The 23,328-nt window shown below is 44.5% G+C and carries 19 protein-coding genes and 1 pseudogene; 12 read left to right on the forward strand and 8 right to left on the reverse strand.

All coding sequences use genetic code 11. The annotated features are described in order from the left end of the window. Positions 1–1,319 (forward strand): hypothetical protein (locus tag EXW96_RS25210; RefSeq protein ID WP_174351711.1); only part of this gene is annotated, 1,319 nt, incomplete at its 5' end. A 44-nt stretch (positions 1,320–1,363) separates the two neighbouring features. Here EXW96_RS25210 and EXW96_RS25215 read toward each other — a convergent pair. The 4 genes and pseudogenes from EXW96_RS25215 to EXW96_RS28150 form a co-directional block, all read right to left on the reverse strand. Further along, on the reverse strand, positions 1,364–2,665 hold the full coding sequence (locus EXW96_RS25215; RefSeq protein WP_174351712.1) for a DNA methyltransferase: 1,302 nt from the start codon (positions 2,663–2,665) through the stop codon (positions 1,364–1,366). An 82-nt stretch (positions 2,666–2,747) separates the two neighbouring features. Next, positions 2,748–4,025 carry a DNA methyltransferase gene (locus tag EXW96_RS25220; RefSeq protein ID WP_174351713.1) on the reverse strand — a complete coding sequence of 426 codons (1,278 nt, stop codon included), beginning with the start codon at positions 4,023–4,025 and terminating at the stop codon, positions 2,748–2,750. Between the two features lie 572 nt (positions 4,026–4,597). Next, a complete protein-coding gene (locus tag EXW96_RS25225; RefSeq protein WP_302621145.1) occupies positions 4,598–5,254 on the reverse strand; it encodes a site-specific integrase in 657 nt (218 codons plus the stop codon). A 183-nt stretch (positions 5,255–5,437) separates the two neighbouring features. After that, a pseudogene (locus tag EXW96_RS28150) lies at positions 5,438–5,566 on the reverse strand (tyrosine-type recombinase/integrase); the annotation flags it as partial. A gap of 493 nt (positions 5,567–6,059) precedes the next feature. Between EXW96_RS28150 and EXW96_RS28720 the strand changes: the two are divergent. Continuing rightward, a complete protein-coding gene (locus EXW96_RS28720) occupies positions 6,060–6,419 on the forward strand; it encodes a pentapeptide repeat-containing protein (RefSeq protein ID WP_375256481.1) in 360 nt (119 codons plus the stop codon). A 1,201-nt stretch (positions 6,420–7,620) separates the two neighbouring features. Here EXW96_RS28720 and EXW96_RS25240 read toward each other — a convergent pair. After that, positions 7,621–8,862, reverse strand: coding sequence for an ISL3 family transposase (locus EXW96_RS25240; RefSeq protein WP_174349589.1), 1,242 nt, complete (start codon positions 8,860–8,862; stop codon positions 7,621–7,623). Between the two features lie 871 nt (positions 8,863–9,733). Here EXW96_RS25240 and EXW96_RS25245 point away from each other — a divergent pair. After that, positions 9,734–10,216 carry a hypothetical protein gene (locus EXW96_RS25245; RefSeq protein WP_174351716.1) on the forward strand — a complete coding sequence of 161 codons (483 nt, stop codon included), beginning with the start codon at positions 9,734–9,736 and terminating at the stop codon, positions 10,214–10,216. 74 nt (positions 10,217–10,290) lie between these two features. Beyond that, on the forward strand, positions 10,291–10,635 hold the full coding sequence (locus tag EXW96_RS25250) for a hypothetical protein (protein ID WP_174351717.1): 345 nt from the start codon (positions 10,291–10,293) through the stop codon (positions 10,633–10,635). A 161-nt stretch (positions 10,636–10,796) separates the two neighbouring features. Here the strand turns inward: EXW96_RS25250 and EXW96_RS25255 are convergent, their stop codons facing one another. Continuing rightward, positions 10,797–12,011 (reverse strand): IS256 family transposase, encoded by a 1,215-nt coding sequence (locus EXW96_RS25255; RefSeq protein WP_174351718.1) that lies wholly within the window; start codon positions 12,009–12,011, stop codon positions 10,797–10,799. Between the two features lie 507 nt (positions 12,012–12,518). On the opposite strand from EXW96_RS25255, the gene EXW96_RS25260 reads away from it, so the two are divergent. The 7 genes from EXW96_RS25260 to EXW96_RS25290 all read left to right on the forward strand — a co-directional run bounded on the left by EXW96_RS25260 (position 12,519) and on the right by EXW96_RS25290 (position 18,996). Next, positions 12,519–13,730: a chromate transporter gene (locus EXW96_RS25260; protein ID WP_127607618.1), complete on the forward strand. Its 1,212-nt coding sequence runs from the start codon at positions 12,519–12,521 to the stop codon at positions 13,728–13,730. Between the two features lie 134 nt (positions 13,731–13,864). Continuing rightward, on the forward strand, positions 13,865–14,470 hold the full coding sequence (locus EXW96_RS25265; protein WP_062494123.1) for a class I SAM-dependent methyltransferase: 606 nt from the start codon (positions 13,865–13,867) through the stop codon (positions 14,468–14,470). Positions 14,471–14,619: 149 nt separating this feature from the next. Further along, positions 14,620–15,276, forward strand: a complete 657-nt coding sequence (locus EXW96_RS25270; RefSeq protein WP_027093267.1) for a metalloregulator ArsR/SmtB family transcription factor — start codon at positions 14,620–14,622, stop codon at positions 15,274–15,276. Continuing rightward, complete coding sequence (locus tag EXW96_RS25275) at positions 15,246–16,412, forward strand: cysteine desulfurase family protein (protein WP_127607620.1); 1,167 nt, start codon at positions 15,246–15,248, stop codon at positions 16,410–16,412. Before EXW96_RS25270 ends, EXW96_RS25275 begins: the two co-directional genes overlap by 31 nt. Before the next feature lies 1 nt (position 16,413). Continuing rightward, the gene (locus EXW96_RS25280; protein WP_127607621.1) at positions 16,414–17,163 is read left to right on the forward strand and encodes an MBL fold metallo-hydrolase; all 750 of its coding nucleotides are present in this window, start codon (positions 16,414–16,416) and stop codon (positions 17,161–17,163) included. 5 nt (positions 17,164–17,168) lie between these two features. Continuing rightward, positions 17,169–18,383 carry an MFS transporter gene (locus tag EXW96_RS25285; RefSeq protein WP_127607623.1) on the forward strand — a complete coding sequence of 405 codons (1,215 nt, stop codon included), beginning with the start codon at positions 17,169–17,171 and terminating at the stop codon, positions 18,381–18,383. Positions 18,384–18,561: 178 nt separating this feature from the next. Continuing rightward, positions 18,562–18,996, forward strand: a complete 435-nt coding sequence (locus tag EXW96_RS25290) for an SRPBCC family protein (RefSeq protein WP_225312755.1) — start codon at positions 18,562–18,564, stop codon at positions 18,994–18,996. 237 nt (positions 18,997–19,233) lie between these two features. Here the strand turns inward: EXW96_RS25290 and EXW96_RS25295 are convergent, their stop codons facing one another. Both EXW96_RS25295 and EXW96_RS25300 read right to left on the reverse strand, forming a co-directional pair. Continuing rightward, positions 19,234–21,642: an ABC transporter permease gene (locus EXW96_RS25295; RefSeq protein ID WP_127607625.1), complete on the reverse strand. Its 2,409-nt coding sequence runs from the start codon at positions 21,640–21,642 to the stop codon at positions 19,234–19,236. After that, positions 21,635–22,354, reverse strand: a complete 720-nt coding sequence (locus EXW96_RS25300; RefSeq protein WP_062494114.1) for an ABC transporter ATP-binding protein — start codon at positions 22,352–22,354, stop codon at positions 21,635–21,637. Before EXW96_RS25300 ends, EXW96_RS25295 begins: the two co-directional genes overlap by 8 nt. A 149-nt stretch (positions 22,355–22,503) precedes the next feature. On the opposite strand from EXW96_RS25300, the gene EXW96_RS25305 reads away from it, so the two are divergent. Continuing rightward, complete coding sequence (locus tag EXW96_RS25305) at positions 22,504–23,088, forward strand: TetR/AcrR family transcriptional regulator (RefSeq protein ID WP_062494112.1); 585 nt, start codon at positions 22,504–22,506, stop codon at positions 23,086–23,088. Positions 23,089–23,328 lie beyond the last annotated feature (240 nt).

The following is a 23,328-nucleotide window of genomic DNA, read 5'->3' on the forward strand; positions in this document are numbered from 1 at the left end:
CTCGTAAGTATAAAAGTGAGGCGTTTCCTATAAGTAACGACTTTATACAAACCAAAAGATTAGCATTTAGACGAAATCTTATTCTGTCACGCATCCAATCAACATACCTTGGTTTGAACCTATATCGTAAGAGTGAGTTGCTTTCAGGCGTTTCGTCTGCTTTGGCGTTTGAGGCAGATTTAAAAGCAACTGACTTTAATGACTTGGCAATTATTCATTTCATTATTAAATGTTACAGGGAAGGGATAATAGATTTACTAAACCATCTGTTGAAAAATTTAGACCGCGTGACTCAACAGGAGATAATTGAAAGTAAAGGAATAATACGTGGATCTGTAGATTGGGGAGAAACTTTCAAAAGAAGAGCTGCTAACGGTTTTGCAGACCGAACGATGTTTGTTACTCGTCCCTCTAGTAAAGTTTATGATACATCGTCTAATCAACTCTTAAAGTTCATAGTTAGTTCCCTATACGACAGTATACCTAGAGCATATAATATAGCTCCCGGACAAGCAGAGGGCTGGATAAGCATTTTAGATAAGGTCTTTAGTATAGTTAAAAAAATTAGACTACATCCGCATTTAAAAGAAGTTACATGCCCAAGCCATCTCAATTATAAATTAATACAGGCTGCATCAAAGAATAGAAGTAAATATTATAGAAAGCTTTCCGAACTTGGGTTACTTTACTACAACTTGTTTGTACTTAAAGAGAAGGATACCTTATTTAAGGTTCTCAAAGAACAAATAATAAGCCCTCAGAGTGCTGAGACGCTATATGAGTTTGCTGTATTTTTTGAAGTTATTTCGGTGCTTGAAAAAATACGAAAAAAAGTTAATGGTAGCAGGGAAATAACCATCCTTAGAGCAGAGCATAAAACAATTTTTACCTACCATTTTTCAAATAACATTAATATTTTTCTGTATTATCAGCACGTTCCGAAAAGCTTTTCCCAGAATAGTGACTATATAAATATACTAAAATCGTATACCCAGAATACTGTAAGCACAAGACGACCGGATATAATAATTGTCGCTGAAAAAGAAACTAGTCAAGGGAAATCTATACTAAATTCGTTAATAGAGGTTAAATACTCTGAGGAAAGAGGGTATATTGGTGAAGGGGTCCATGATGTACTGTCCTATTTATCTGACTTCAAAGGAGCACTAAACCAAAGCCCAAAGGCATTGCTCGCTGTTTGGTCCGGAATTAATAAAACTCCTCAGAATGAAGAAAACAATGATGTATGGCTTGCTAGCTTCAGTATGCTAGAAGATTCCATAAACAGATTTATCGAAACGATTATGAAAAAAATATGAGCAAGGGGTCATCCATGGCTCCCCTTGCTCTTTATGATGCAACATTACTTACGTAAGACGATGATACGATCTAGTTTAATTAGCCCACCTTTATCTCCCCGAGGGATATGAAGATATCTATCCCTAATTACATATTGGAATTTCAATTCTAAAGTAAATCCAATATTTTCTCCAAATACAGCGAGTATATCTGCCGTTGGTATTTCAATTCCTCTAATCGTGCTATCTCCAATCACAATTACGTAATTTCCGCCATCCTCTAAAACATTGTATACATTCTGAAGATTTCTTTGCATATCCCGGAAAAATGCACTTACAATAAGGGCTCTCTTGGAATCAAGTTCGGTGAGCTGAGTTATTGCCTGGTCCAAAACAGGTACATTAAATTCATCATTTAAATCGTCAGCTCTGCCGCGGGCACCTAAAGTCTCTGTTCCAACATGTTGCCTTCTTATTTCGAGTAAATCATCTGGATCGGCCAATCCTAACCATAGATTCTCGAACTTCAGACTACGCACATAATCAAAGGCATTAATATATGGTGGAGATGTAACAGCAAGTGATACCTTACGGTCTAGATTAAAGTCTCTAGCATCCGTCCCAATTAATTTTACACTTGGATGTTTATTATCTAAAGTATGTATTGAGCCTAACATACTTAGAGAAAATTCGCCTAATGCTTCTCGGTATAGACTTTGCATTTTAAAGAAATATAAGAATGGGTCTTCCGGTTCCTTAGGAAATCTGGTGGAAATATAAGGCTTTGGCGATCCATTTTCAGCATTAGATACTCTTCTAATTATTCCAGCAAGTACAATATTCAAGTAATCAAAGTGTGGACCCTCTCCGCCTGTTTCTTCTAAAATAATTTGCTTTAAAGCAATTAACTTTTCAATTACATCTTCTCGGAACCACTTTGTGATGTCTGGTATTGGAGGGGGATCTAAATACAATGAAACATGATCATTGACACGCTGCTGAATATTTAATATTACCTGATCGAGCTTTTTTAATTCTTCCTTTGTAAATGGTCGAGTTTTTACCTTAGTTAACAATCGAGCAAAAGGATCAACATCCACTCCAAATCCGTTTTTTCCTTGTAGCAAGCCTTCTACCAAGGTTGTTCCTGAACCACAAAAAGGGTCAAGGACACCATCCTTATCTGCATTCATGTATTTTTGGATTGCCCATCTTGGAATCTGAGGAATATATTTTGCTGGGTACTTGTTAAAAAATCTGTGACTATAACCCACTACTATGGATTTATTTGCAGCTATTTCATAAGTTGCATTCGGTTCTATTTGAAGTGGTAGTTCTGGGACATAATTAATCTCTGGTGCTTGCAATTTTGTAGCCTCCTTAAAGCTTATAATGCTGGTTTTTGCAGCTTAACCGTACTTTCCCTTAAGAAACGACGTAAATTCTCAGTTACTTATATTGTTGTGAGCTAGTTATTATTAGTCTCTCAACTTCAATCTCCTTAACATCAAAGCCGATATTTTTCGCACTAGCTGCTAAAATAGTATCAGTAGGAATAATAATTCCGCCATATGCAGAATTACTTACCACAATTGCACATGATCCTCCCGGACGAAGTGCTTCGTATAGATTCGTTAAAACTACATTCATGTCCTCAAAATAACCCTTTAACATATCAGGAATTCTATTTGTCCAAAGCTTTTGAGACTTTACAGCAGGTAATAACATGTCATGAAGTTCCGGTAAGTAATAGTTTTCATGCCTCGACGGCCAAGTAGCGTGTACATGTGAACGGACAGATTTCATTCGAACTTCTTTTTGATCGTCTCGATCTCTAACAAAGTCCCCCATCCATAATTCCATATAATAAATCTTTGTATAGTCAAAGCAATTGGCATAGGGAGGTGAAAAGATAGCAGCGTCGAGTTGATTTGGTAATATAAATTTATTAAGCTCCATGGCGGACTCTTCATAAACATCTGGCTCAAAGCCAAAAGTCCTTGTGTTCTTCAAGTCTTCCTTCATAAGCTTTAAAGTGTTTTGTATTTGATTAAGAATTAACTCTCGTGAATCAAATAATTGTTGCTCGTGGATCTTGGTTTTAATTTTTAAACCATTTCCTGCCTTTCTATATTTAGCAACCGGTTCTAAGGAGTTAAGCCAAGCCAAGAAGAAGAGATCTCTAACCTTTTTGTTACTGATTTGATTGATAAAATCTTTGAACATCAAGAGGTTTAACAAAATATCTTCATCGAATATCTTCGACAAGTACTCGTTCTCAGGCGGAGTGAATTTATAAATATCTTTCTTGTAATTAGAGAGCTTAATACTTATCTCTTCTAATAGAACTAACTCTTCTTCGGTATAGTTTCTTGTTTTTACAAGACTAACAAAAGAAGAGAAGGGATTAACTTCAAAGCCAACTGAGCGGATATTTCTCTCATGTGCAACAGACAGTGTTGTACCAGCACCACTAAAAGGATCACAAATAAATCCTTCTTGGGGAACATTAAATTCATCTAACAAGGCTTGTACAAGCTCTGGTGAAAAACCTTCACGATAATAAAACCACCTATGCCGAGGGTAGTTTACGCTCCCTGTAAAATTAACTAAAGCTCTATATGTAGCGGACTGTAAATTACCATTTATAACGTTAAAAGGGCGTTCGAAATTTTCGTAGAATGACTCATTTTGAATATCCTCAATATTTAATGTTCGTACACTCATCTAAGCATGACCTCCCAAGAGCTGTTTCTTAGTAAACAGTCCCTATCATTTTAATATAACTGAAAATTACTTGTGTTGAATAGAGGGAATATACGACTATTCTATTATATAGGAACATACGTTTGATATAAATCTTTTTTTATTACGAATGAGATTTTGCCGCGGCATCTTTTGTTGAAACAACCATTAAATGAAAACACCCACTCTGTTGAGCGGGTGTTCTAATTAAATTTCACTACATTGAAATTAAGAATGGTACCTGCCGTAAAACTGCCGCAAAAATTCGTGATAAAGTCTAGTAAAGACGAAGATTACTAAGGTAACTGACTGCAAGAACATTGAATTTATGCGATATTAAGCGACTATAACAGATGCCGCGGGAATCAGATTGCTTCCCGCATACGGTACATATCGAATGCGTAGCTTCCTTGATATACAAGGGATTTTAGGTTTACTAAAGCCTGATTGATGTTAAATTGATGTTAAAATTGGCGATAAATGAAACGAAAAGATAACAATTTGAGCGAATGAAGAGCAAAGACGCTAACGGGAAATCCCGCAGCGTCTTAATTTTATGCTTTGCGTTTGCTGGAAAATAGCTTTTCAAATTTTTCGGCGGCGGCCTGGTCAGCCGATCGCAACGCATGACCGTATATATTCATCGTTGTGGTTATGTTCCCGTGACCAAGTCGCTCGGAAATAATTTTCGCGTGTACGCCTTGATTGATAAGCAGCGTGGCCGATGTATGGCGCAGATCATGAAAGCGAATGTACCGCAAGCCATTCTTTTTGATGAATTGGCGGAACCATAGATAAGGGCTCTCATGGTGGAATGGTGTGCCATCCGGATGGCTGAAAACAAAATGTCGTTCATTCCCGTCCTGATCCTTACAGCCTTTCCAAGCATCTTTCAAGTTGTCCCGCTCCTTGACGCGATAGGCGTAATAGTCCCGCAGCTCTTCCAAGACTGATGGCGGCAGCGCAACTTTCCGTTTTGAATTTTTAGTTTTCGGCTCCTTGACGATGATTTCACCTTTAAGCGCTATGATGAGCGTTTGCTCAACACTTATAAGGCCGTTTTTCCAGTCGATATGTTTCCATTCCAGGCCAAGGAGCTCACCGCGGCGTAGGCCAGTCGTGAGCGCCAGCGTAACCATCATGCGCCAGTGGTATGGCTCGTTTTGGAGAGCTTGAAGGAGCTGCTCGACTTCGTGTTCATCATAGGGCATATTTACCTTGTGTTCAACTTTGGGCTTTTTGACGCCGGCCGCCGGATTGCTCTTAATGAGTTTCCACTCGACGGCGCGAGAAAGGATATTTTTGATAATCCTGTGGTCATACTGAATGGTTCCTGATGACAAACCGCCTGGCTTCCCATCATTTCTGCCTCCGTCCTGCTCGAGCGACTGCAAATAATCCACAATATGGAGCGGCTTGATCTCGTCCAGCTTCAAATGACCGAAAGCCGGCAAAATTCTGTTTCTTAGGTTCTGCTCATAGGTGTAAAGCGTTTTTGGGGATAAGTGCTTTACAGCGTATTTTTCTCGCCATTGAAGTTGTGCTTCTTCCTCAGATTCTACGTTGAACGTAGCCCCGTCACGGTCGCCACAGGCGAGGGATTCATGACAGACTTATGATTCATCATAAACGCGGTAAAGCCGTACCTGAGCGCGTCTGATGTCATGCAGGAAACCTCAACCCACATGTGTTTCCAGTTCCCCTCTTTTTTAAGGGGGAATAATGTTTCCTTACCCACCTGTGTTTCTCCCAACCGAAGAAAATAATAACCTCTCCCCAAACTCAGCGGGCGTAGCGTAGCGAAGCCCGCATGTGAGCAGACGTGAGCGAAGCGAACGGCTGCCACATCAATAAACTGGATTTAGTGTGAAAACCTGCCAAGGGCGGGTAATTAGTAAAGTTGTGTTCAGCAAACTTTTAGTCTGCTATAATTACAATACTTGTAAATTACTTGTAGTAGGTGTCCATATGTCCGAAAAGAGAATAATAACTTATAGACTGAATTCCTTCAAAACAATGAAAATCGGGAGAAAATATAGCTTTTTGTACTTTTGTAAGAGTAGATCATATAAGGTTAACTTTAATAATGCAGTGTTTAATAATGTGAATTTTAGAGGTGCTATATTAACTTCATGTTATTTTAAAAAAGCCAAGTTTGACGGCGTAGACTTTTTAGGGACTAATCTCAGGAAAAGTAACTTTGAAGGGGCATCATTCAAAAATACCATTTTTGTTGGGCCGCTTTTGGATGGCTGTAATTTTCGAAATGCGAAATTTGAAAATGTAATATTTGTAAACACATCATTTGAAAATGTAAAAAACCTTGATCTAAGTCATGGGGTTGAAGTATTGAAACAGTATCCAAAATTGAGGTGAGTAGTGAACTTAAAAAAGTGCTAACACAACTTGTTGAAAATAAGAATATTTTCACATATAGGGTTTTACACTTATCAACAAAGAAGTTTAACCACTTGAATCTTAAAATTTTGTTGGATAAATTTCCTGAACATAAACTGATTAGGGGCTTATATAAAGCAAATGAAAGGAAAAATATGAAGTTCTATACTCTACGCTGCCTTGAAAACTATTTGCACAGTTACCTAAAAATGTGATATAAAGATTTTGTCCCGCCCCATCCAATCGAGAGATTGGAAACTAATGTCAATCGGGGACATGGCATAATAGTTAGCATTCGGGAGGTGATGTCCATGGTTGGTGAAATTGCTACTGTGACAGGTTTTATTGCACTGTTTGTAGTTAAGATTATCGATTACATGGCTCACTCTCGATTGTGTGGGGTAATCCAATAACCAATAAAATAATTTCTCCCTTTTAGCACTCTTTGAAAGTGCTTTTTTATTTTGTTTAACGGCAAAATTGTTGGTATAGTAAATTGCGTAAAAATTATAGAGCATTGCGAATACTCCCACTTCTGCTGGACACATGTTTTCACTGTCTACTCATCACATGTGGAGTGCTGTGTGTCGCTCATCAGGGAGTAACATAATGGAGCCACATTTACTTACCAAAACGCACGAAGATCTCATGCGAGACTAAGCAGCCTGAGATCTTCGTTTTTTATGCAAGTTAGTTAAACACGCTTGAGATCTGCTTTAAGATAACGTTATAGTAGGTCTTAATTACGTTTCTTTCCGTTTCATCAATCAAGCTATTGTGTGCTATCAGGTTTCTGCAATCAGCCATTTCCTTAATTTTTGGTATGATAAAATCTTGGCTGGGGAAGTAATCTTTGAAAATGTCCCAGTTTTTATTTATTATCGTAGCGAGATCTTTGAAGTCTAGGTAAAAGAGCTTTGAATCTCCTCGTATACTGAGCCACTTCTTAGAAAACGCATCGATTATTCTTTGATTTAATGTTTTTTGAGTTGCTGAAGGTATAGATATTTTATCATAATAATCAGGCCCATACTTCTTTTTGCAGACTAAATAATCTGATGGAGTTTTCGACGGCATAAAGGTAAGTATAAACTTCGGACATGAGGTATCCCTTGTCCTTTACATCTTGAGGTAAAACATGCTAGTAAAATGGCTCAATCTCAAAATCAGTGCTTGACAATTAGCCGAACATCCGATGTCGGTTGCATTCGATCAGAATGCCAGCCTTATAGCGACTGCGATTTCGTGTAAAGTAGTGGCGGCGCTGAAAGGCTTTGATGCGATTGTGGCGGCCTTCTACAGTCGCATTTGTCCAGCGGCATTGATGGTAGTTAACGATCTCCTCTTTCCAGTTGCGCATGGTCTTCAGGGTGCTTTGGACGGCGGGGTGATCAATCCGATCGCCCTGCTCACACCAACGCTCAAATCCCAATTGGGCAATGGCAAGATTCGGCGAGCAGTTGTACCACGTCGTAAATGCTTCTTTCCATTCCCACACGCCGCGCAGTAGAGGGGAGTAATGGAGCAGCGTTTCCAAACGTTCGCGGCTTTTTTCATCAAGCGACTCCGCTGGCGGATTGAGCAACCGATGGTTCGCTTTCAGATAAGCCTTCGCCCGTGGCGACAGGGTGTTCTGCACGGTTTTCCGAACCGCCTGCACGCTTTCGATGACGTAACCGTGAACATGAAAACGATCGGCAATGCGAATCGCTTTTGGAAAACACTCGCGAATCCACGTGTGATACGCCTGAGCTAAATCCATGACCACCGCCTTCGGGTTCAACAGCAGGAAGCCAGGATGCTCTTGCGAATACGCCCGCAGTTCCTCCAGCTTTCGACCGGGCAGCAAGTCCAGCATCGTCTCGCCTTTGAGGTTGTGAATGCCGGTGTTATACGTATGGCCTTTCTTGATGGCAAAGTCGTCGATCCCCAGAACCAATCCGGACGTTTCTTGCGCTTCTTCCCAGACACGTTCGTAGATCCGCTCGCACTCCACTGGCACCGCCTCGTTATGCATGCGCTGTACGGTACTGGCCGGTGTTTGCTGCATCCGGGCGCTATGCGCGGCCGTGGACCCCAGCGCTTGTTCGACCGTCTGGGAGCGAAAGAGTCGGCTGTAGCGCTGCTTGGGACCGACAAATTCGTACGCCCACACAAATCCGGCTTCACAGCGCGTACAATACATCCGAATCGACGGCACGTGCAGGTAGGTTTGCTTTTCGAATACGGAAAGATGCCGGACGATCCGCGGTTCATTTCTTCCCTTGCGGACGACATGTTCAATGGACTTACAGCATGGACAGCATTGCTTGGCGTCCACGGGTAGAGCTTCTATGTGAAGTTCATCGGCATCGATGGACAGAATTTGTTTAATTTTCAGCTCTGGTAAGTCGAGCATTTCATTGATATACTGAGTTTGCATCTGTTTATTCCTCTTTGTTGTTGGGTAGGACTTACAACAATACAGGATTAGCAGATGTTTTTCCATATTTAGCCTTCGATCAATTCGTCAAGCACTGATTTCGGTTTTGAACCAGTAAAATAGGGGTAATTTTAGAGGCCGATAAAGTAAGATTAAAGATTGCAAAGAATGCGGAATTTCAGGAATTGCATAGATACTACACGCAAAGAACACAAAATCTGCTCAAGGCCATGCAGTCGGTGATAGCACTGTGCTGCAGGCTCATACGGGTGTTATTTACACTTGGGCAAAAAAGGTACCGTACGATCCAGCCAAAGTGCTGGGACCCGTACATATTGCACGATTACAGAATGCGGCTTAATTCTTTAAAGTTTTCCTAACAGCTAGCTGATTCACAGTAACATCTGACAAACGAAGCACGGAGAAACCGGTACGACACTATTACTTGGGGCAACGACCCTGCCGGGCAGCAAACCACTGGTCTCCACCCTTTGATAGGCAGAACGATGGAATGAAACGGGACGAAACAAGGACTCTGTGAGACATGGGAGGGTAAGCCGCAAAGGTGCAATGTGGAGCTCCAATGTGCGACCATATTTTAACAAAGGAGAATAATCCCTTGTTTGCGTACGCCCTTTTTCTCCATAAACTTAACCAGGTTGATTCTAGTTTCGAATCGTCTGCTGAGTCGGTTCAGAAATACTGTGAAATCGCTAGAATACGGAAGCAAACAGAAGAACAAAGAGGGAGGATAGTTGAATTACCTCGCGAATAACTTAAGCCATGACGAGTTTATGAAGTTCGCAAAAAAGACGTTAGATGAAATAATCAGCAATAACATAAAACCCATAAGTAGGTGATTAAAATGAATATGAATTTACTTGATCAATGGAAAGATGAATACTTAAGTCAAGATGAAACATATAGAAACCATGTGACGAAGTTTGTTGCTTTCATCAACAATATAGAAAAAGCAAATCAGCCAATTACAATTACTAAAGAAGATTTAATAGAATCGGTCGGTTATTATCATAGGCTCGGGAAGATTAAAACTATAAAGACAATGGAGAGTCATGTTGAATCAGTGAAGGCGTTTTATAAGTATATTGTTGGTAAGGGCTATGCTGATGACATTTTTAATAATACCGCATCGTTTCAGGAATTTAAGACGTTTATCATAAATAAGTACAATCTAACAGGTGTTAAAGACAAGGATTTCTGGGAAGCAGACATGATCATTGAAATTCTTGAAAATTTGGATGATTATTTTGAACGAACTAATTATTCAGAATTAGATTCGAGATCAAAGAAGAGATTTTTTAAGTTCTTGGTTCTAAGGTTATTTATAAATTAACTCTAATTGCACCGGCTAAGAAATCTGTTATTGTATCTATCTGTCGTAAAAACTTTAGTAATGATTATAGGTTGGTGGAGGTAAATTCTGTACAAATTAATATACCAACAGGATTATATAGGGACTTAAGATTTTCGATACAAATAGCAGAAAAAACTCGAAATAAAGCTTTTCTTGAGGATGACAAAATATTGGAGTTTATTTATTGTGATAATTTTCGGATAGAGAGTTTAAATGAGTTTTTCTGTTTATTTCTAAAATCATATAACTTAATTGCTATTGATAAAGACGTTGAATCGTATCCAGTAGAGCCAATAATGGATGCCGCGCTTTTTAACATGGTCGTTAATGGTTCAAATCCAGCTTTAATTTCAAAGATAAATGGAGTTAAGATATCTTCACTTGAGAAGAAATTTTGAGTCTGTCAAGAATTTTGTGTAAACTCGGTTATGCCAAAGTTTGGTGCCGGACTTGACATGGAGCCTCCAGTGGGCATGATTTCTCGCGATTGGGCGATGCTGGAAAGCGGTCATCACGTGGCTAACCAGCCTATCATGCCCACTCCTCCATGTAAAGTCCTTTAGCGGACATGTACGCGATCGGGAAAGTGTACCGTAAGTTGCAGCAGGATTTGTCCCCAGTTTTGAACGCGTCCCGTCCACTTGCGAAGCACGTCCATTGTCGCTAGATACAGCATCTTGAGCAACGCTTCGTCGTTGGGGAAGATACTCTTCCCCTTTGTGACTTTACGAAGTTGACGGTGGTAGCTTTCGATCATATTCGTCGTGTAAATCAGTTTGCGTAGTTCCGGCGAGTATTTGAAGAACGTTGCGAGCTCATCCCAATTATTCCGCCATGAGCGTACAATCAGCGGATACTGCCTGCCCCATACCGCCTCGAATTGTTCCAGTTCCTGCAGAGCGGCTTCCTCCGTTGGAGCGGTATAGATGGGACGCAGCGCGGCGGTGACTTTCTTTAAGTCCTTGTAAGATACATATTTGATGGAATTGCGGATTTGATGAATGATGCACTTCTGAATCTCCGTCTGCGGGTAGCATGCGGCAATGGCATCGCTGAATCCTTTTAGATTATCGACGCAGATAATCAGAATATCTTGTACACCGCGGTTTCTTAGGTCGGTCAATACGCTCAGCCAGAACTTCGCAGACTCGTTCTCACCAATCCAAATGCCCAGTACGTCCTTGTAGCCCTCCAAATCAATGCCTACAACCATGTAGGCGGCTTTGTTGATTATTTGCCCGTCCTGCTTGACTTTGAAGTGAATGGCATCCATGAAGACGACGGAATAGACCGTTTGCAGAGGGCGATGCTGCCATTCCTTGATAAGCGGCATGATTTTCGCCGTGACGTTCGAAATGAGCGCCGGCGATACGTCAATGCCGTACAACTGATTCAGGTGCTCCTGAATATCTCTCGTACTCATTCCTTTGGCATACATCGATACGATCTGATCCTCGATGCCGGTGACCTGTCTTTGATGCTTCTTAACCACCATCGGTTCAAATTCGCCCAGCCGATCACGCGGGATTTCAATCTCGATCTCGCCATACTCTGACGTTACGGTTTTCTTACTATGTCCATTGCGGCTGTTGTGAGTCTCCTTATGCTTTACATCGTGTTTGGCGTAGCCGAGTTCTGTTTCCAGTTCGGCTTCCAACATTTCCTGGAGTGTCTCCGCAAAAAGATCCTTCAGCGTTTTCTGCACGTCTTCGACGGTCTTCAAGTTGTTCTCTTTGATGAACTGGCGGAGTTGATCTTTTGGTAGTAATTTCATGATGTGTTCTCCCAACCTTTCGTTGTCTCCATTGTAATAGTTTTAGGTTTGAGAGTTTACACAAAATATTTTACAGTCCCGAAATTTTATACGAACGGTATTCCAATAGCAGAAGCAGATAAACTAATAAACATCGAGATAAGTAAAAATAATTACTACAATTATATTTAGATAACTCGGCGATGGCTAATTACTTCATCTAACACCGCATTATGCGAGCCATTTTTTATTCCCTCAGAAATGCTTGAAACCCTTGTCCCATAAGGGATTTCGCTGATTCCCCACTTCGCTTTTGTCGCTTTGTCCTCGCATAACTTGGATTTTTTCAGCCAAGATATACGAACCAGGCACTTAAAGGTTATGCGCGGAAAAAGATATACGCACCTGATTTTTACGAGATATACGAGGCTGATGGTTCGATCATAAATCGCATCAAAACACCAGTCAAGCTGACCCTGTCATTTAGGTGTTGTATTCTTCTGAACTGACAAGGAGGAATTACAGAACGTGGAAAAGAATGATGTCGCTGTCCAGAATGAGCCCAAAAGCAAACCTCGGGCCCTTCTGGAAGTATTAGCCGTATCCACGAAACTCGGTCTCACTTCATTCGGAGGACCGATCGCTCATCTCGGTTATTTTCATGACGAATACATACGCCGCCGCAAATGGATGGACGAACGGAGTTATGCGGATCTGGTCGCGCTTTGTCAGTTTCTTCCCGGTCCTGCCAGCAGTCAAGTCGGAATCGGGATTGGTGTCATTCGCGCCGGTTTGCTTGGCGGGCTGACTGCTTGGCTCGGCTTTACGCTGCCATCTGTCATCGCGCTGGTTCTGTTCGCCTTTCTTTTGCAGGGATTTGATATTGAAAGCGCAGGATGGATCCATGGCCTTAAGATCGTCGCCGTAGCCATTGTCGCTCAAGCCGTTCTTGGCATGGGACAAAAACTGACCCCTGACCGAAATAGAGCGACAATCGCCATTATTGCAGCGTCCGCCACCCTCTTGTGGCAGACAGCTTTCAGCCAGTTCCTGCTTATTGTTGTCGCGGGCATAGCTGGACTTATGTTATACAGAAAAACGGCAATACCTGAAGCACCGAACCTGTCAGTTCCTATCAGTCGCAGCTTTGCCGTCATCTGCTTGTCTCTTTTCTTTGGACTCCTGATCGCTTTGCCTCTGCTTCGACAATTTGGTGTTGCGGACTGGCTGTCCTTGTTCGACAGCTTTTATAGGGCAGGTTCTCTTGTATTTGGCGGAGGTCACGTTGTTCTTCCGCTGCTTGAACGGGAAGTCGTACCGACAGGGTGGATCAGCGAGGCAGACTTTCTAGCCGGTTACGGTGCGGCGCAAGCGGTGCCTGGACCGTTATTCACCTTTGCCGGTTATTTAGGTGCGATGATAAACGGAGTGAAAGGAGCTATGATCGCTACAGCGGCCATCTTTCTGCCTGCTTTTCTGTTGATCATAGGCGCGCTACCCTTCTGGAATTCCTTGCGAAAAAGCCCTAAAGTACAGGGGGCGCTGATCGGGATTAATGCAGCGGTCGTCGGCATCTTGTTAGCTGCATTATATAACCCGCTGTGGACGACGGCTATTCTGGCTCCTGCTGATTTTGCCTTGGTTTCGACTCTGTTCTTGATGCTCGTCTTTTGGAAGATACCGCCTTGGGTTGTTGTTATCATAGGTGCGATAGGCGGAACGCTGCTCGGACTGATTTGAAAATGGATCGCATACATTGCCATGATTCAGGGAATTGAGATGCAATAAGTTCAGAATACGACTAAACCGCCACTGCTTCACGCGGATCTCCTGTTAAGGATGTTCAAAGCCTGAATCTTAAGAGGGTGTATGACATGAGCACTGAGAAATTAATTCGAAAGTTTGACAAACAAGCAAAAATATACGAAATGAGAAGAAGGAAGCAATCGGAAAAAAAGTGGCGTGAAAAATTGATCCGTTGCGCAAAGGGACGTGTTCTGGAAGTTGGTGTAGGAGCGGGAGCCAACTTTCATTTTTACCCTAAGGACGTTGAAGTGACGGCAGTCGATTTTAGTAAGGAAATGATGAGCAGAGCAAAAGAAGCAGCTGCTGAAAGCGGTATTCAAGCGGAATTCACTCTTTCCGATGTTGAATCGCTTTCCTTTCCGGACGATTTGTTTGATACCATCGTATCCACATTGACGTTTTGCGGGTATGAAGATCCACATCGAGTATTAAGTAATATTCAAAAGTGGTGCAAGCCGGGCGGACAGATTTTATTAATGGAACATGGAATCAGCTCATATCGGTTCGTCGGCCGGATTCAAAAGATGGTGGATCCGTTGTTCAAGAAAATGGTCGGATGCCATCTTAAACGAGACATCTTGCAGATTCTTAAGAATACGAACCTGAACATAAAGAAAGTAGAGCGGCATATGTTGGGAGCTGTATACCTGGTGTGGGCTGCCCCGAATAAATAGATCCAAACCGGCTTTTGTCCCATGCATACGGGATGAAAGCTTTTTTTATTGACCCTGGCAATCGGCAATTTCTATGTATTGACAGGGCAATGAATTTGTTTTAGTATTCAAGTGAATACTTGAATATTGGGTGGTTTTAGATGGACAACATGAACGGAAGACCTTTCAAAGATGCGATTTATAAACAATTCGCGCGGATCGGAAAATGCTTATCCAGCGAGAGACGCCTTGAACTTCTCAACCTGCTGTCACAGGGGGCCAAGTCCGTCGAAAAGCTTGCCCAGCAGACGGATATGACCATCGCCAACGTCTCCCAACATCTTCAGGTTCTTTCCGAAGCCCGCTTGGTGACGTCCAAGAAGAGGGGAACTTATGTGTATTATGAGTTGGCGAACACGGCAGTAAACGAACTATTGCTGTCTATGTGGAAAACAGGGGAACAGCAGCTTGCAGACATTCAAAAGATAAAAGAAGAATTTATGCCCCCACACGGCGGTTTTCATACGATTTCTCTGGAAGAAGCATTGGCCAAACATAAACAGGGGGAAATCATTCTCGTTGATGTCCGGCCTTCCGAAGAGTACGAATATGATCATATTCCTGGCGCTATTTCCATTCCGATTGATGAGCTGGCTGAACATATGAATGAACTGCCGAGCGATCTTGAAATTGTAATCTACTGTCGCGGGCCATACTGTGTGTACTCGGCACAAGCCGTCTTGGAGCTGCGTAACAAAGGTTTCCTCGCTTACCGATTGGAAGAGGGGGTGCATGAATGGAAAAAACACACGGGAAGCCTTCACTAAACCGAATTTATCTGGATTACAACGCAAGCACTCCCATTGCTCCAGAAGTAGCGAAGGAAATCCAGTCGTTTCTGGTTGACCGGTTCGGCAACCCTTCTGCAAATCATTGGGCATCCCATTCGCTTCAGGAGACCATCCATCAATCGCGGGAGAGTGTTGCGCTTCTTTTGGGTTGCAATCCGGAAGAAATCGTGTTCACAAGCGGAGCCAGCGAAGCGAATAATCAGGCGCTGAAAGGCGTATTCTTTGGCCGTCAAAGACGAGGAAATCATATCATTGCAACAAAAATTGAACATCCTTCCGTTCTGGAGGCTTGTCGTTTTCTTGAAAGAGTAGGTGCGCAAGTTACCTATCTCGAGGTTGATGAATTCGGTCTCGTCTCTCCTGAGGATGTCGAAAAGGCGATCACCGATCAAACCATTCTCATCTCGATCATGCATGCCAATAACGAAGTGGGAACGATCCAGCCCATATCGGAAATTTCCCGAATCGCCCGAAAGCACGGAATTTATTTGCATTCGGACGCTGCCCAATCCGTCGGAAAGATACCGGTTAATGTACATGAGCTCGGGGTTGACTTGTTATCCGTCGCGGGTCATAAGTTCTATGCACCCAAGGGGATCGGAGCGTTATATATCCGCAGCGGTGTTGTTCTTGAGTCGCTTATCCATGGTGCCGGGCATGAATCGGGGAGGCGGGCCGGAACCGAGAACGTTCCGTATATTGCCGGGCTTGGCAAAGCAGCAGAGTTGGCCGCTCAGGATTTATCTGCCGAACATCTCAAAGCACTCGGTCAATATTTCTGGAATGAATTGAAAAATCACTTTCAAGACGCGATATCATTGAACGGGCATCCCGTTCATCGATTGCCGAATACGTTCAATATCAATTTTCATGGTTACAGCGGGCAGGAAATACTTCGGCGATTGCCCGAGATCGCGGCCACGACGGGTTCCGCTTGCCACACAGGCAGCACGTCGTTATCCCCGGTTTTATCGGCAATGAAAGTTCCTGAAGAGAAGGGAAGAGGAGCGGTACGATTCAGTCTGGGGAGAAATACGACAGAAGAGACGGTTAAAGAAGCCTTATCGTTGATCAAAGAACGGATACCTTGCATCACAAAAGGAGGCGTTTGAAATGTTATTTCGTCAATACTTGCATCACGATCCGGTGGTGGCCATTTCCTATTTCTTTGGGTGCGGCAGCCGGTCGCAAGGGGTTGTCGTGGATCCGGTCGAGGAAGCCGTGGATTTCTATATCGAAGAGTCCAAGCGTCTTGGCATGGACATTCGTTATGTGATCGATACTCATCTTCACGCCGATCATATTTCGGGCGCGCGAGAGTTGGCGAAAAAGACAGGCGCAGCTTATGTCATGCATCAATCAGCGGCAACCGCTTTTCCGTTTCAATCCGTCGAGGACGGGGACGAAATCGTTGCCGGGAACACCGTGATTCGAATTCTTCATACGCCCGGTCATACCCCAGAGCATTTCAGTCTTGTCGTAACGGATCGGGCGCGCGGCGACGATCCTTGGTTTATCGTAACGGGGCACACTCTCATGGTTGGAGATGTGGGTCGGACGGAACTGGCGAGTGACGTCAAGGCGGGCGCAATGCAGCTGTACGAAAGCTTGTTTCAAAAGATTCTGGTTCTGCCGGATGAACTCGAAGTGTATCCCGGAGCGTATTCCGGTTCGGTATGCGGCAGGAGCTTGAGCGGCAAACCTTCTTCCACCATCGGATTTGAGAAGAAATCCAATAAAGCGTTGCGTCTGAAGGAGAGAGAAGCATTTGTTGCCTTCATGACCGAAAATATTCCCGAACCTCCCGCAGGATACCAGGAGATTCGAGCATATAACTCCGGTTTTCAAACGAATAAGCCATGACCGAAATGACTCCTCGACAAGGCATTCGCAACAACGCATTCAACTTTTTCATGCTTGTATTCACCAATTTGTTCGTCGGTTCCATGGTGGGAATGGAACGAACCATTTTGCCGCTCATTGGCGAGCAAGAGTTTGGACTTGCTTCTACTAGCGCAGCATTGTCATTTATCGTATCGTTCGGGTTCTCAAAAGCGATCGTGAACTACTTTGCAGGCAGGTTGGCGGAGCAATTCGGTCGCAAAAAAGTATTGCTGGCGGGCTGGGGCTTCGGTTTCATCGTGCCCCTGCTGGTCATTGCGGCGCATGAATGGTGGGTTATTATTGTTGCCAATCTATTTCTGGGAATCAATCAAGCTTTGACTTGGTCCATGACGGTGAACATGAAGATCGACCTGGTGAAAAGCAATGAGCGGGGATTTGCGATCGGTCTGAATGAAGCAGCCGGCTATTTAGGTCTCTCGGCTGCCGCTGCCATGACGGGGTACATCGCATCCGTTTCATCTTTGCGCCCGGAGCCGTTTTTATGGGGACTCGGGTTTGCGTTGGTCGGATTTCTGCTTTCGTTAACCGTGAATGCTACGGAAAAACATTTGACGCTTCAAAACGTGACAAAATCTGCTCAATCCGAGTATTCATCGACAATCATCATGAAGTTGGTGACTTGGAAAGAGCGAACGCTTTCGAGTTGCAGCATCTCCGGGCTGGCTACCAATTTCAAAGACGGGGTGGCATGGGGGCTATTTCCATTATTCTTGCTGGATAAAGGGTTAACGGTCGGCGAGATAGGGGTTATCGTTGCCGCATACCCGATATCGTGGGGAACCTTTCAACTGCTTACCGGCGCCCTGAGCGACATATGGGGAAGAAAACCTCTGATCGTTGCGGGAATGACTTTGCAAGGGCTTGGCCTGTTATCTTTTGCTTTTTCGCACAGCTATACCGCATGGTTATTAGACGCTATCGTTATTGGACTTGGAACCGCGATGGTTTATCCGACTCTCCAGGCAACGGTTAGCGACGTGGCCGATCCTTCCTGGAGAGCATCGGCGATGGGAGTCTATCGCTTCTGGAGAGACAGCGGATATGCGTTTGGAGCGCTGTTTGCCGGCTTCGTTTCAGATATGATTGATTCTAAGGCTGCCATAGCGATTCTATCCCTTTTGCCCTTGGCTGCGGGCGTTGTGTCGTTTTACAGGATGAAAGAGTCTTTGAAAAAATAGGCTTCTTTACCTTTACTGCGTGGACTACACACCCGGTGAGTCAGCAAAATCCGGAATGATTTCGGGAAAATCTTTTATCAGAATAAAATGGTAAAAACGCTTAGAAAGAGAGGAAGAGAGTCATGTCCATTCAGAAAGAAGTAGTGATTCAATCAGATATTGATTCGGTCTGGAGAACATGGACCGAATCGGACGGGTAGCGCAATGGTTTACACATGCTGCTGAGATTGAGCCGAGAGTTGGAGGCAAATACGAGGTTTATTTTAACCCTGCTGACAAAGATACGATGAGCACAAAAGGTTGCAAGGTTTTGAAGATTGAAATACCGAAGGTCTTGGTTTTTGATTTGAAAGATCCGGATCAATTCGCCGAACTCATGAATCAGCCTAACGAGCTAACGGTCGTTGAAGTAACATTCACTGCACACGGGAAGAATACAAAGGTTTCGTTAAAGCATAACGGTTGGAAAGATTCCGAAGGTTGGTCTGCAGCAAAACAATGGCATATCCATGCTTGGGATGACGTGTTATCGAGCTTAAAGTCAAAACTTGAGTCGGATACAAACGGAGATGTTCTTTATGTCGGCGTATCCGGGGGTCAGACCGCTTGTTAGAAAAAGTCGCTGATTTGTTGCATTATGCAACAAATCAGCGACTTTTCAGTGAGATGCTTTCAGTTGAAAAAATAGACGATCTCTCAGCTAATCATTTGGCATGGTTTCATCCTCCGTGCATTTTTTTAACCATATCGATAAAGTCGATCTGGTGAAAGGCCACTGCTATCCACGCGATCACAGCGAGGATAATGACTGTTACGAGTGCCTTTTTTCTCATGGATGGTTCTCTCCTTCCTAGATGTAATCGAGCGTATCCCGAATGGTCAGCCGCGATGCTTTCCATGCAGGATAGACACTTGCAGTTGCTGATCCGATGATAATAATGACGAGCCAAATCAAAATGGCTGTCGGCGACGAAACGAGAGGCAAAGGCGAACGAAAGGCCAAATTTCCGATCAGATTTCCAACGGCTGCAGACACCGGCAACGAGATGACAAGGGCAATTACCCAGCTCATGAGGCCGATAAATATCCCTTCGCTGACGACGTTCCGAAGAACCGTCCTCGATCGACCGCCGATGGTGCGCATGATTCCGAATTCACGGGTGCGCTCGACTACGTTTGTACCCATCGACGACATGAGCCCTAGTGCGCCGACGACTGCCATGATGACCGACATCAGGATCAAGGCAAAGATGAGGATATAGACATGGCCACTTACCGCTTCATTTAGCATCGTCTCCGAAATCACCGCTTCCACCCTGACGTTTTCTTTCTCGAGCACGCGTTCGATTTCTTGTTGAACCCTGTCTACGGTGCCGGGGTCCTTCAATGCGACTCTCAAGGCGTTCGTCTGCCCCGAAAGTCCGACGGCTTTGGTATATCCTGACGGGGATACATAGGCTGCTGCGGGTGACAGGTTTTCCCGCACGATGCCGACCACCTGCAATTGAACCGGATTTCCGTTAATCGCTAGCGATAAGGGATCCCCCAAGTTCACCTCTGGAAATAAAGCATGGGCATTATGGTTTAGCACAACGGCGTTATCGGAATCTCCGCTTCGAAGCCATCGTCCCTTCAATAGCGGCAATTCAACCGTTTCCGTATCTGCTGGAACGGAGCGAAGCGTAAAGCTGCCGTGTCCCCCGTCCGGGTAAGTTCGAATGATATCTAAACCATCGGTTCGGATCGCCGCGGCAGGTTCACGATTCCAAGCTTCCACATGCCGGACTTCGGGGATGCTTTGAAGGATCTGGATGATTCGGTGCTCCGCCTCCGGACGATTCAGCCGAATTTCCAAATCATAATGACGATTCGAAACTGCATCGGACAAAATCGATTCCCAGCCTGTTCTGACATTTAAACTTGTCATGAACATGCCGCCCGCAGCTGCCAGTAAGCTAAGAGTGAGCAACAATCGTCCTCTTCTACGAAACGTATTGCGCAAGGCAAGGATCAGTGTTCGATCCAGTCCTCGTATTTTTCCGAGCCATATATCGAGTCGCTTGGAGCCAAAAGACTTCCTGCTTGTGCCAAAATCGTTGATGGCTTCCCGGACGGTAATCCGCGTTGCTCTCCATATGGGAACAAGTGCCGTAAGAAAAGGAACGAGTATACCGGCCAACAGCAATACGACGTAATTCCACAACGGAATGGAATCGCTATACAGCGTGAAATTTAAAAGTTCTGCAACCGTAACCGCAAAACCTCGTCCAGCTGCAATGCCCGTGGGCATACCTAACAGGACGGCTGCAAAACCTACAAGCATGATCAATAGGAGATACAGGGCGGCGATCTGGCTCGTTCGCGCACCGATCGCTTTCATGACGCCGATTTGGCGAATTTGCCCTGCAAGCAGTCCGCCGATCATCGTGGCAATCAGAATGGCACTGAGCGTGAGTGCCAATAGACTGAAGATAAGAAGCATGATCAGAATTGCCGTCATCTGGGACTGGTGCGGGTGCTTTCCGGGAGGCGGAATTCGGATTTCTCCGACTTTATGTCCTTGCTGTTTCAACCATACGGCCAGTTCTCCGATTGTCCGTTCAATTGCCTGCGAGTTCATTGGCTGATCTTTGACGAGCACTTTCAAAATATGAAAGGCGTCGGTTTCGCCAAGCAACGCCAACGTCGAAGGGGCGGCATACCCGTAGGCGGTTTGCTCCTGCCACGATGGTGCCAAGCTCGGATCATGGACGGTTCCTGTGATGGCAACATTCAGCTTCTGACCGTCGGGTGTTTGAATGCGCGGGGCATCTCCGATTTTTGCTTTTAAGAGCTGAAGCGCGGTGCGTTCGAGCAATATCGAACCTTCCGAAGGCGGCCAAGCGCCGGATTCGGGACGGAAAGTACTGATGCGCATGCTCTTGAAATCTTCCACGCCGAAGATAAGGAGCGGTTTCCATTCCTGGGGCCGCACTTCGACTCTGGCTTCCACCCAAGCCGTCGCTTCCGCACCTGCGATGCCGGGTCGATTACGTACTCCGTCTAAGAGGGATTTGTCAATATGATCCAATTCCAAGAAAGCGGAAGCTGGATTCGTGCTTTGATAATTCAGACTCATTTCACGGGTTAGAATCGTGTAGGCGCTCAGAATCGTTCCAATGCCAAAGATTCCGACCGCGATGGAGAGAACCATCATGACCATTCGTCCCTTGGCGATACGGAGATCGCGTAGCATTTTCCGTAGGCGAGGACTAAGCATGATGCAAAGCCTCCTTGACCGCTGCTGTATTGGACACGATGGCTCCGTCGGACAGCAAAATCGATCTTGTGAAATATCGGCTTAAATCGCGCTCGTGCGTAACCATGACCACCGTTTTACCTTCCGATGCCAGCTCGGCAAAGAGATTCAACACGACGTCCGTCGTATGAGAATCGAGATTGCCGGTCGGCTCGTCGGCAACCAGGATGGGTGGATCGTTCGCCAGCGCCCGGGCGATGGCTGCACGCTGCTGTTGTCCGCCGGAGAGATCGGATGGCAGTTTGTCCGCCTGCTCGGCAATGCCTACCTTGCTCAGAAGTGCAACCGCCCGTTCTCGTCTTTCGCGTGCCGGATACGTATGGCAGAAATCCATCGGAAGCATGACGTTTTCCGCTACGGTTAGCGTAGGCAGCAATTGAAAGAACTGAAAGATAACACCGACGTTTTTCCCGCGCCAGATCGCAAGCTGCTCCTGATTCAGTGAGTGAATGGCTGTAGAGGCGACGAACACTTCTCCGGAAGTGGGGCTGTCGATTCCGGTAATCACATTGATAAGGGTTGACTTTCCGCTGCCTGACTTGCCGACAATAGCCGCGAATTCCCCCTTTTGCACTTGCAAGTTCACTTCTTTGAGCGCAGTGAAGTCCCCCGATGGCGATGCGTATGTTTTGAACACACGGCGAAGAGAAATGAGCGGGCTCCCTTGAGTCATTTTCGGTTCCTCCTCTAAAATTTTTGTTGAACATGATGTTCAATTTCGATCATAATGTTCGTGTGGGAACTCGACAATAATCAAAGGCGGTCTCCATGTTCGTTATGAAACAACTTTTTACACATTGTTCAACAAAAGGGGGGTAATTCGTGTCAGACAAGAAGGAAGACAGGCGGGTACAGCGAACGCGTACCATGCTGCACGAAGCGCTTCTGGATTTAATCGTCGAGAAGGGGTATGAAGCCATTACCGTTCAGGATTTAATCGATCGGGCGAATATTGGTCGATCCACTTTTTACTTTCATTTCGTCGACAAAGAGGAGCTTCTTGTAGACACGATCAACAGGACTCGCGAGTTTCTCAAGGAACAGATGTCCAAACGCACTATTGCAGAAGAAACAGGGAGAACAAGTTTTGGCTTTAGCCTCGCCATCTTGCAGCATGTACAAAGCCACAAGCAAATTTACCGGGCAACTGTCGGCAAGCAGAGCGGGGCGCTTGTTCTCCACCATATGAAACGGATGATCACAGATTTGGCGAGGGAAGAAATCGAAATGCAGTTGTCATCTTCTGATTCATCGTTGATTCCCCAAGACTTGGCGGTTGAATTTGTCGTCAATACACTGATGACGCTCATGATTTGGTGGATGGATCGGAATGCGCATTATTCTGCGTACGAAATGGATCGGATGTTCCATCAATTGATTCTCAATGGGATCGGTTGGGAAGAATAACGAAATAAAGGACTGATCGTTGCCATTCCATCCATCTTTATTTCGCTTATGAGCGTATTAGGTAGTATTCTTCGTGCCTCTGGAGATATGAAAACGCCGATGAAAGCATCAGGATCAATTCATTCATATCTGTCTTGATTGTCTATGGTAACTTAAAAACAGGCCAGCAAAATCATTGAAAAACCGGCCACAACCGATAAACCTACTTGGAGAGAAAATCAACAAGTAGGGGCTGGGAGA

The sequence above is a fragment of the Paenibacillus sp. JMULE4 genome, from assembly GCF_013337105.1.
GTDB classification, from domain to species: Bacteria; Bacillota; Bacilli; order Paenibacillales; family NBRC-103111; genus Paenibacillus_G; species Paenibacillus_G naphthalenovorans.

Excerpts from the sequence above, each read along its gene's own strand:
- EXW96_RS25275 (WP_127607620.1), top strand. The coding sequence starts at position 15,246 with ATGGAAAAAACACACGGGAAGCCTTCACTAAACCGAATTTATCTGGAT.
- EXW96_RS25270 (WP_027093267.1), top strand. The coding sequence starts at position 14,620 with ATGAACGGAAGACCTTTCAAAGATGCGATTTATAAACAATTCGCGCGG.
- EXW96_RS25240 (WP_174349589.1), bottom strand. The coding sequence starts at position 8,862 with ATGCAAACTCAGTATATCAATGAAATGCTCGACTTACCAGAGCTGAAA.
- EXW96_RS25285 (WP_127607623.1), top strand. The coding sequence starts at position 17,169 with ATGACTCCTCGACAAGGCATTCGCAACAACGCATTCAACTTTTTCATG.
- EXW96_RS28720 (WP_375256481.1), top strand. The coding sequence starts at position 6,060 with ATGAAAATCGGGAGAAAATATAGCTTTTTGTACTTTTGTAAGAGTAGA.
- EXW96_RS25265 (WP_062494123.1), top strand. The coding sequence starts at position 13,865 with ATGAGCACTGAGAAATTAATTCGAAAGTTTGACAAACAAGCAAAAATA.
- EXW96_RS25225 (WP_302621145.1), bottom strand. The coding sequence starts at position 5,254 with ATGCCCTATGATGAACACGAAGTCGAGCAGCTCCTTCAAGCTCTCCAA.
- EXW96_RS25255 (WP_174351718.1), bottom strand. The coding sequence starts at position 12,011 with ATGAAATTACTACCAAAAGATCAACTCCGCCAGTTCATCAAAGAGAAC.
- EXW96_RS25280 (WP_127607621.1), top strand. The coding sequence starts at position 16,414 with ATGTTATTTCGTCAATACTTGCATCACGATCCGGTGGTGGCCATTTCC.
- EXW96_RS25295 (WP_127607625.1), bottom strand. The coding sequence starts at position 21,642 with ATGCTTAGTCCTCGCCTACGGAAAATGCTACGCGATCTCCGTATCGCC.
- EXW96_RS25220 (WP_174351713.1), bottom strand. The coding sequence starts at position 4,025 with ATGAGTGTACGAACATTAAATATTGAGGATATTCAAAATGAGTCATTC.
- EXW96_RS25290 (WP_225312755.1), top strand. The coding sequence starts at position 18,562 with ATGGACCGAATCGGACGGGTAGCGCAATGGTTTACACATGCTGCTGAG.
- EXW96_RS25300 (WP_062494114.1), bottom strand. The coding sequence starts at position 22,354 with ATGACTCAAGGGAGCCCGCTCATTTCTCTTCGCCGTGTGTTCAAAACA.
- EXW96_RS25245 (WP_174351716.1), top strand. The coding sequence starts at position 9,734 with ATGAATTTACTTGATCAATGGAAAGATGAATACTTAAGTCAAGATGAA.